Origin of the sequence: Campylobacter sp. CNRCH_2016_3089 (assembly GCF_025772505.1) — a bacterium.
Lineage (GTDB): Bacteria > Campylobacterota > Campylobacteria > Campylobacterales > Campylobacteraceae > Campylobacter_D > Campylobacter_D lari_D.
In genome coordinates this window covers 128,932-138,154 of record NZ_JAKMSF010000006.1, presented here as the reverse complement: position 1 = coordinate 138,154, position 9,223 = coordinate 128,932, and the positions used below count along the sequence as shown (strand labels likewise).

Annotated in this window: 11 protein-coding genes; 6 read left to right on the top strand and 5 right to left on the bottom strand. The window is 30.3% G+C overall.

All coding sequences use genetic code 11. The features are described from left to right. Together L8W69_RS05715 and L8W69_RS05710 are read right to left on the bottom strand one after the other, a co-directional pair. The coding region (locus L8W69_RS05715) for a cache domain-containing protein (protein WP_263662797.1) at positions 1–585 on the bottom strand (585 nt) is incomplete at its 3' end. 244 nt (positions 586–829) lie between these two features. Then, positions 830–1,426, bottom strand: coding sequence for a peroxiredoxin (locus tag L8W69_RS05710; RefSeq protein ID WP_133319569.1), 597 nt, complete (start codon positions 1,424–1,426; stop codon positions 830–832). A 186-nt stretch (positions 1,427–1,612) separates the two neighbouring features. On the opposite strand from L8W69_RS05710, the gene L8W69_RS05705 reads away from it, so the two are divergent. From L8W69_RS05705 to L8W69_RS05680, 6 genes are all read left to right on the top strand, one after another. Continuing rightward, positions 1,613–1,897: a ferredoxin, 4Fe-4S gene (locus L8W69_RS05705; RefSeq protein ID WP_039619165.1), complete on the top strand. Its 285-nt coding sequence runs from the start codon at positions 1,613–1,615 to the stop codon at positions 1,895–1,897. 157 nt (positions 1,898–2,054) lie between these two features. Next, positions 2,055–2,468 carry a nucleoside-diphosphate kinase gene (gene ndk / locus L8W69_RS05700; RefSeq protein ID WP_039642239.1) on the top strand — a complete coding sequence of 138 codons (414 nt, stop codon included), beginning with the start codon at positions 2,055–2,057 and terminating at the stop codon, positions 2,466–2,468. Beyond that, positions 2,468–2,821 carry a hypothetical protein gene (locus tag L8W69_RS05695; protein ID WP_087699608.1) on the top strand — a complete coding sequence of 118 codons (354 nt, stop codon included), beginning with the start codon at positions 2,468–2,470 and terminating at the stop codon, positions 2,819–2,821. The genes ndk and L8W69_RS05695 overlap by 1 nt, the downstream gene beginning before the upstream one ends. A gap of 14 nt (positions 2,822–2,835) precedes the next feature. Further along, positions 2,836–2,982 carry a 50S ribosomal protein L32 gene (rpmF, locus tag L8W69_RS05690; protein WP_012662034.1) on the top strand — a complete coding sequence of 49 codons (147 nt, stop codon included), beginning with the start codon at positions 2,836–2,838 and terminating at the stop codon, positions 2,980–2,982. 5 nt (positions 2,983–2,987) lie between these two features. After that, positions 2,988–3,977 carry a phosphate acyltransferase PlsX gene (gene plsX / locus L8W69_RS05685; RefSeq protein WP_220566604.1) on the top strand — a complete coding sequence of 330 codons (990 nt, stop codon included), beginning with the start codon at positions 2,988–2,990 and terminating at the stop codon, positions 3,975–3,977. Then, positions 3,964–4,947, top strand: coding sequence for a beta-ketoacyl-ACP synthase III (locus tag L8W69_RS05680; protein WP_263666634.1), 984 nt, complete (start codon positions 3,964–3,966; stop codon positions 4,945–4,947). Before plsX ends, L8W69_RS05680 begins: the two co-directional genes overlap by 14 nt. Positions 4,948–4,958: 11 nt before the next feature. Here the strand turns inward: L8W69_RS05680 and motB are convergent, their stop codons facing one another. From motB to polA, 3 genes are read right to left on the bottom strand one after another with little or no spacing between them, the layout of a single operon-like run. Then, positions 4,959–5,699, bottom strand: a complete 741-nt coding sequence (gene motB, locus L8W69_RS05675; protein ID WP_263666632.1) for a flagellar motor protein MotB — start codon at positions 5,697–5,699, stop codon at positions 4,959–4,961. 9 nt (positions 5,700–5,708) lie between these two features. Then, complete coding sequence (gene motA, locus L8W69_RS05670; RefSeq protein ID WP_133319563.1) at positions 5,709–6,482, bottom strand: flagellar motor stator protein MotA; 774 nt, start codon at positions 6,480–6,482, stop codon at positions 5,709–5,711. 12 nt (positions 6,483–6,494) lie between these two features. Then, on the bottom strand, positions 6,495–9,134 hold the full coding sequence (gene polA, locus L8W69_RS05665; RefSeq protein ID WP_263666631.1) for a DNA polymerase I: 2,640 nt from the start codon (positions 9,132–9,134) through the stop codon (positions 6,495–6,497). Between the last annotated feature and the right edge of the window lie 89 nt (positions 9,135–9,223).

Below are 9,223 nucleotides of genomic sequence, written 5' to 3'. Positions count from 1 at the left end.
ATGCCCTATAGCTAAAACATCTTTAGAAAAAGTATGTAAATTATAATCACCTCCAACTACTGCCAAGAGTTTTCCATTAGCATAAACAGGAATGGCATAAGTAATTCCTATTTCTCCTGTTGTTACAGATTTATATGGATCAGTTGTTATAAATTTTCCAGCTGCTTTAGCTTCTTTATACCAACCTCTATTTTTAGTATCATAACCCTTTGATAAATCAAGTACTTGACCATCTGATTGATAATTTTTGCCACTATCTTCAAAACCAACATAAACTAGCTCAAAACCAGAAGTTTTTGCGGCTAGTTTGAGATTTTGCATAATTTGTTCTGAAGGCATATTTAAATTACTAGAAAATTGTTCTGCTAAAGATTCTATAGCTAATCTTTTAGTTGTTCCATAAAAATCATACAGAGCATTTGTATCCATCATATTGTTTATTTGCATTTCTGTTAGTAAATCAAAAGTACTATTTTTTGAATTAAAATAACTGACTAAATTAATCAGTATTACAATAGAAACTACACCTACACACATTATCCATATAAGCTTTGAAGATAAGCTCTTAGAAAATGAAAAAACCATAACAGCTCCTTAAAATTTTGTAGTAAATTTTTATACAACGATTATCATGCTATTAATACAATAAAATGACAACAAAATAATAAATATATAAAATAAAAAGTAAATTATTTATTACATGATGTCCTAGTTATAATATTTTAAAAGCATTTATCAAAAATGTATATTAATCAGTATATTTTGAGAGTATTGTAACTTTATAACACAATTTATACTAAGCTGAAAGAATAACTTTCAGCTTAAAAAATTATAATTTATTTTCGTTTTTACTTAGATAATCAGCAACACCTTTAGGGTCAGCCTTCATACCTTCATCGCCTTTATTCCAACCAGCTGGGCAAACTTCACCATGTTCATTAGTAAATAGCATAGTATCAACCATTCTAATCATTTCATCAATGTTTCTTCCAAGTGGTAAGTCATTTATAACTGCATGGCGGATTGTTCCATCAGCATCAAGCAAGAAAGAACCTCTTAAAGCAACTGCTTCTTCAAATAAAACATCAAAATTTCTAGCAATTTGTTTTGTTAAGTCAGCTACTAAAGGAAATTTAACTTGACCTATACCACCTTGATTTACAGGCATATTTTTCCAAGCAAAGTGAGAGAATTCGTTATCGCAAGATACACCAATTACTTCAATACCTCTATCTTTAAAATCTTGATATCTTTTATCAAAAGCAATAATTTCAGAAGGGCAAACAAAAGTAAAATCTTTTGGATAGAAAAATACTACTGCACCTTTTGGTCCTATATTTTTATAAAGATTAAAATCTCCAACTATTTCATTATTACCTAATACAGCAGGTGCTGTAAAATCAATAGCTTTTTTAGTTACTATCATCGTTTATCTCCTAATTAATAAATTTTATTTGTAACAAAATAATATCATTTGTAAATTTAAAAATTTATTAATTGTGTAAATTTGTATGTAAATTAATTTTATTATCAAAATTAAAAGATTTTAAGAATAAAATTAAGACAATTTTGATAATCTTATATTAAACTTTTAATATTTAAGGAGTAAAAAATGGCAGTTAAAATTACTGATATTTGTATAGCATGTGGTTCTTGTATAGATGAATGCCCAGTAAGTGCAATCGTAGATGATGCAAATAACCCTGAGGGCGAAGATAGATATTATGTTTATGCTGATAAATGTGTTGAATGTGTAGGACATAATGATCAGCCAGCATGTGCAAGTGCATGTCCAACTGATGGCTGTATTGTATGGAGCGATGTAGTTAGTGGTCAACCAAGTCGTGATAATATCGGAAGCGATTTAAGAGATGGCTCAACTCCAGTATTTGCTTAATTAATACCCAATACAAGCATCTTTCTAGTATTTAAGATGCTTGTAGCTTCTTCATTTTATAACTCAAAATTACAATTTTTATATAATTTTAAAGCATTTTTTGATATAATTAGCTCTTTTATAAATATAAAACTTATTCTAAATTAAGGGGACGATTTTGGAAAAAACACTTTCTATTATTAAACCTGATGCAGTAAAAAAAGGCGTTATTGGTCAAATTTTAACACGCTTTGAAAGCAATGGTCTAAGAATAGCGGCTACAAAAAAAATACAGCTTTCAGAAAAAGAAGCACAAGAATTTTATGCTGTACACAAAGATAGACCATTTTTTAAAGACTTAGTTGAATTTATGATCAGTGGTCCAGTTGTGGTTTCTGTTTTAGAAGGCGAAAATGCTGTGTTAAAAAACAGAGAATTAATGGGTGCTACAAATCCAAAAGAAGCGGCTCCTGGTACTATCAGAGCAGATTTTGCAGATAGTATTGATGCAAACGCGGTTCATGGAAGCGATAGCTTGGAAAATGCAAAAATTGAAATAGAATTTTTCTTTTCAAAAACTGAAATTTTATAATGAAAATTGCCTTTGCAAAACTTAGCTCTGTAGCTTATCCTTTTAAACTAGATCTTGATAATATAGTTTTTGAAGGAACTATTACAAAAGTTAATCCAAAATTAGCTAAAATAACAGCTAATTTTAAAGGATTTACTTATAGAAATTGCGATCGATGTGGTGATGAAATGGAACTTGAAATCGATCAAAATATAGAGCTTTTTGCAAGCGATGGAATTTTTAAAGATGAAAATAATACTTTAAGTGATACTATGGAGTTTTTTGACTCTCATATTGACTTAATAGAGCTTGCTACAAGTGAATTACAATCTTACTTAAGTGATTATTTTTATTGTAATAAATGTTTAAATTAATAAAGGAGTAAAAAATGGCAGTACCTAAGAGAAGAGTGAGCAAAACTCGCGCAGCAAAACGCAGAACTCATTACAAAGTTACCCTACCTATGCCTATTAAGGATAAAGATGGTAGCTACAAAATGCCTCATCGTGTAAATCCTGTAACTAAGGAATATTAAGAACAATGACGAGCATTGCTATTGATGCAATGGGTGGTGATTTTGGGGAAAAGCCTATTATAGAAGGTGTAATTCAAGCTCTAAAAGAGCGAAAATTTAAAGCCATCTTAGTAGGAGATCCTCAAAAGCTTAAAACCTTAATCCCTCAAGAATTAAACTCATATATAGAATATGAAGAGGCTTTTGATGTATTTGCTATGGAAGAAAATTCTACAGATGCATTAAAACGAAAAGATAGTACAATCTACAAAGCCATAGATTTAGTAAGAAATCAAAAAGCAAAAGCTGTTGTGTCAGCTGGACATAGTGGAGCTACTATGAGTTTGGCTACTTTAAGACTTGGAAGATTAGCCAATATCGCTAGACCTGCAATAGCCACTTTAATGCCAAATATCCATTCAAGAACATTAGTGCTAGATGTTGGTGCAAATGTTGATTGCAAAAGTGAACATTTGTTTCAATTTGCCATTATGGGTGAAGCCTATGCTAAAGAAATTTTAAAAATTGCTAAGCCTAGAGTTGCTTTGCTTTCAAATGGTGAAGAAGAATGCAAAGGAAATGAGCTTACTAAAGAAACCCATCAACTTTTAAAGCAACTTCCAAATTTTGTCGGAAATGCTGAGGGAAGAGATATATTTAATGGCACGATAGATGTATTAGTATGCGATGGTTTTAATGGAAATATCTTACTTAAAACCGGCGAAGGCGTAGCAAGTGTTATTACAAAACTTTTAAAACAAGAAATTCAAAAATCTTTTTTATCAAAACTTGGCTATCTTTTAGCAAAACCTGCTTTTAATGAATTAAAAACCCACATTGATTATGAAGAATATGGCGGGGCCCCACTTCTAGGTGTGAAAGAATGTGTCATTATAAGTCATGGTAAAAGCGGTCCAAAAGCTATTAAAAATGCTATTTTTCAAGCATTAAATTTTACACAATCAAATATAAATCAAACTATAGAAAAAGAACTTGCCAATTATGAAATCAACTAAAGCTTCATTAAAAAGTATAGCTTCTTACATTCCCGAAAAAATACTTAACAATAAAGAATTAGAATCTATGGTGCAAACTAGTGATGAGTGGATATTAAGAAGAACAGGAATAGAGCAAAGACGCATAGCAAATGATGATGAAAACACGAGCGATCTTGGTACTAAAGCAGCTATCAAAGCTATACAAAGAGCGAATTTAAAACCTCAAGACATAGATGCTATTATTGTTGCTACTTTAAGTCCTGATTGCTTTACTATGCCATCAACTGCATGTAAAATTGCTCATAATCTTGGATTAAAAGACATCACTGCTTTTGACATTTCTGCAGCATGTTCAGGGTTTATTTATCTTTTAGAACTTGCTAAATCTATGGTTGAAAGCAAAACAAAGAAAAATGTTTTAATTATTGGAGCTGAAAAAATTAGCTCTATTATAGACTATACAGATAGAAGTATTTGTGTTTTATTTGGCGATGGAGCTGGTGCTGGAATTGTATCTTTAGATGATAATTATCCGATTATAGATACCCATACAGCAAGTGATGGGGAGTTTGGAGATTTATTAATAACTCAAAGATCTCAAAAAAGTAGCATTTGCTCTCCTCTTTCTATGCAAATGAAAGGAAACGAAGTATTTAAAATTGCAGTAAATACTCTAAGTAATGATGTTATTGATATTCTTGCAAAAAATAATATAAAAAGTGAAGAAATTGATCTTTTTATACCTCATCAGGCTAATTTAAGAATTATTAAAGCCGTGCAAGAAAAATTAAATTTTGCAGATGAACAATGCGTGGTTACAGTGCAAAAATACGGCAATACTTCAGCAGCCTCAATACCTATGGCAATGAATGATGCTTATGAACAAGGTCGTTTAAAACAAGGCTCACTAATATTGCTTGATGCTTTTGGTGGTGGATTTACTTGGGGTTCAGCATTGCTTCGTTTTGGCGGAGAAAATAACAAATAAGTTTATAAAGCTTATTTGTTATTAAAAGTTTCTATTTGATCTAATACTGACTTTCTAACTTGATTGTCTGAAGAATCTACACGAATATAAAACTCTACCCTATTATTTATTTCATCTTCTTTATTTGCACTTAAAGGATAATTATCACCAAAACTTACAACTATAAGTTGAGTTGGATCGATTCCTTTAGCTATTAAATAATCAGCTACAACTTGAGATCTTTTACTAGCTAAATCAAAATTTCTCTTAGGATCCCGATCGCTTGCATCAGTATAACCTCTAAGTTCTATTTGAGCTTGTTTTGGCATTTTCTTAAGCACTTCACTAATACGCTTTAAAAAATCTTGTACATCAGCAGAATCAATCTGAATACTACCTCTAGCAAATTCAACTCTAGCTGGTAAATTTAAAACTATATTATTTTCTCTTTGATCTAATGCTGCTTTTAATTTTTCTATATTTTCTTGTTGAGTAATACTTAATTTCTTAAGTTTTTCAAGCTCTTCTACATTTGCATTTGAAGGTGCGCTATATTTATTATGCACTTCACTTTCTTTTTCTAAAGGACTAGAAGCAGTGAATTCAAAAATTTTAACAAATTCAGTTTTCAAAGCTTCAGTTTTTGCAGGATTACTTTCAGAAATCGCCCAAAGAGCAATAAAAAGCGCCAAAAGCAAACTTAAAAAGTCCGCATAAGGCACTGCCCATTTTTCACCTGCTGGACATTCTGGACATTTATGTTTTTTTCCCATTTTTAACTCTTATTTATCAAATTGAGAAATTCTAGGCTCATCATGACTTAAATAGTTAAATAACTTTGCCTCCAAATCTCTTGGATTAGCTCCTTCTGCAATGCTTACAATAGCGTGAGAAATAACTATTCTTTCCTTAATTAAATCATGTGAATTAGCTTTCATTTTATTACCCCAAGGCCCAAATAAAGCATAAGCTCCAAAAATTCCCGTAACAGTTGCTGTAAAAGCTCCTGAAATACCCGCTGCCATAGCCTGTGGATCATCGAGTAGTTTAAGTGCCAAAATCAATCCAAAAACAGCACCAACAAGCCCCATAGTAGGACAAGTTTCACCAAAGCGTATCCAATATTCTGCACATTCTTTATAATATTCTTCCATTTCTTCTACTTGAATTTCCATACTTTCTTTAATTTCTTCTACGCTCTTACCATCTACCATCATCATCATAGCTTCTTTTAAGAACTCATTGTCAATTTCATTAGTTTTTGACTCTAAAGCCAAAAGTCCATCTCTTCTTGCTATAACAGAGTATTCTACAAGCTCAGCTATTCTTTGACTTAAATTTACTCCCGAACCTTTAAAAACTACCTTTAATTCCTTATATGCACCTTTAACAATTTTTTTATGTGTAGAAGTCATTGCGCAAAAAGCTGCTGTAGGCACCACGATAATAAAAGACGCTAAGTGTAAAACATGCAAAGGGTTACCACCCTCTAAAATATCCCCTACAGAAATACTAACAACAGCTAATACCATCCCAAGTATGGTTGAAAGATCCATTAAACATTCTCCTTATTTTAATATACCCCAATTTTTGGCAATACTTGATGAAGTTTTTAATTTAACTTTTAATTTTACAATATTTTCCATAATATCACTAGCTTTTTTTGCAAAATCCTCACAAAGTTCATCTTTTACTTCAAAAATAAGCTCATCATGAATTTGTAAAATTAAGCGTTTGTTTTCATCCAAATTTCTACTTATTTCTATCATTGCCAATTTTATTATATCGGCAGCTGAACCTTGAAGTATAGAGTTAATACTCTCTCTTTCATGCATTGCAATTTGCATAGGCTTTGCATTTTCAAAATCAAAATAACGCTTACGACCTAGTAAAGTACTTATAAAGCCATTTTGCTTAGCTTCATTTTTTACTTTTTCAAAATAAGTTTTAATACTAGTAAAATTCTCAAAATATTTTTCAATATATTCTTTAGCTAACTTCGCTTCTATTTTTAAATTTTGGCTCAAAGTCTTATAACCCATACCATAAATAAGACCAAAATTTATACTTTTAGCAATACTTCTTGTCTCATAATCACTATGGCCAAAAATCATAATAGCAGTTTTTGCATGAATATCCTCATCGTTTGAAAACGCTTCTAATAATTTCTCATCTTCACTAAAATGTGCTAGCATTCTAAGCTCAATTTGTGAATAATCAAGTGAGATAAAACTAAATCCTTCTTTTGCAATAAAGCAAGATTTATAATCCTTAGCATATTGACCATGTGCAGGGATATTTTGCAAATTTGGATCTTTTGATGAAAGGCGTCCAGTAGCTGTTCCTGTTTGCAAAAAACTTGAATAAATTCTTGAATTTTCATCTTTTTTAGCTAATTTTAACAAAGGTTCACAATAAGTAGAAACTAATTTTGCAAGCTCTCTATAAGCTAAAATTTCTTTTACAATCAAATGTTCATCTAAAATAGCATTTAAAACCTTTTCATCAGTAGAATAACCTGTCTTACCTTTTTTACCACTTGGTAATTTTAATTTTTCAAATAAAATATCCCCTACTTGTTTAGGAGAGTTAATATTAAATTTTTCACCCGCTAAATCATATATTTTTTCACTTAGTATTTTAATATCTTGATTAAAACTTTGCATTAAGTTTTCAAGCTTTCGAGTGTCAAGTTTAATGCCATTATTTTCCATCATAATAAGCACTTTGATAAATTCAAACTCACTTTTTTGTGCAAGTTCAAATAAAGGCTTTTCTAAATTTTTTAAAAAATACAAATAAAATCTTAAAGTAATATAAGCATCTTCAGCAGCATATTTACAAGCTTTTTCTACATCCACTCCTGCAAAGTTTTCTCCTTTTTTTACCAAGTCTTCAAAATGTAAAGTCTCATAAGCAAACAATCTTTTTGCCAAATCATCCATATTTACACGCAAACTTGGCTCTTTAAGCCATGCAAGTATCATAGTATCAGCATAGTTTTTTGGAGGAAGTAAATTAAAATTATTTTTTATGATTTCAAAGTCATATTTAAGATTATGGCCTATAACCGTGCTTTGATATATTTTTTCTATACCCTTTTTAGCTACTTGCATAGAAATTTGCTTACAAACTCCTAAATAATCATGTGCAAGTGGCACATAAAAGGCTTCACTTTCATGAAAACAAAAACTAAACCCTACTATCTTAGCTTCTTTAGTATCCAAGCCCGTAGTTTCGGTGTCAAAAGCAACAATGCTTTGATCATCAATTTTTTCTAAAATTTCAAATAATTCTTTCTCATCTAAAATTAATCTTGCATTAAATCCTAAATTTTTATCTTTATTAGTAGGATTAGTGCGTAGTTTTTTTAACAAAGCATTTAATTCATAATGCTCTAAAATATCCATAATCTTAAGCAAAGGCTCATCTTTTGGATACTCACAATTTAAAAGCATATCTTTTACATCTAAATTTTCATACAAAGAAGCAAGTTTTTTGCTTAAAAAGGCATTTTCTTTGCCTTCAAGCAACAAATTACGACTTCTCTCATTACGCACTAGTGTTAAGTTTTCATAAATTCCCTCAATACTTTCAAACTCATCAAGTAAATTCTTAGCACCCTTAGCACCAATTCCTTTTACCCCTGGGATATTATCTGAACTATCTCCACATAGAGCTAAAAAATCTCTTATTTGGCTAGGTTTTACCCCATATTTTTCCAAACACCCTGCTTCATTATAATCATTTTTTGAAATAGGGCTATAAATACTAACTTTATCATCTTTTATAAGTTGATATAAATCTTTATCTTGAGTGATAATTCTTATAAAAATATCCTTACTTTCACACTCTTTAACTAAAGATGCGATGATATCATCAGCCTCATATCCTTCGCAAGAAAAACTTGAAAAACCCATTTTTTCTATCATTTGAATGCAAATTGGAATTTGAGCTAATAAATCAGGCGGAGGTGGAGTGCGGTTGATTTTATAATTTGGATCAATTTCACTTCTAAAAGTTTTTCCTTTACTATCAAGAGCAAAAATAATCATATCACTAGGATGTTCATTTTTTAAACTATAAATAAAATTAGCAAAACCACTAATCATATTACTAGGCTCACCTTTTGAATTTTTCAAACCCTTTAAAGCATAAAAAAGTCTAAAGAAAAAGCCAAAAGTATCAATTATTGTTAAAGTTTTCATTTTTTTCCTATATTAAAAAATAATAATAATTATCGCCCAAAATTATTTAAAAGTCGGTAAAAAGTATTAAATTTCCATTTTAAGCATTT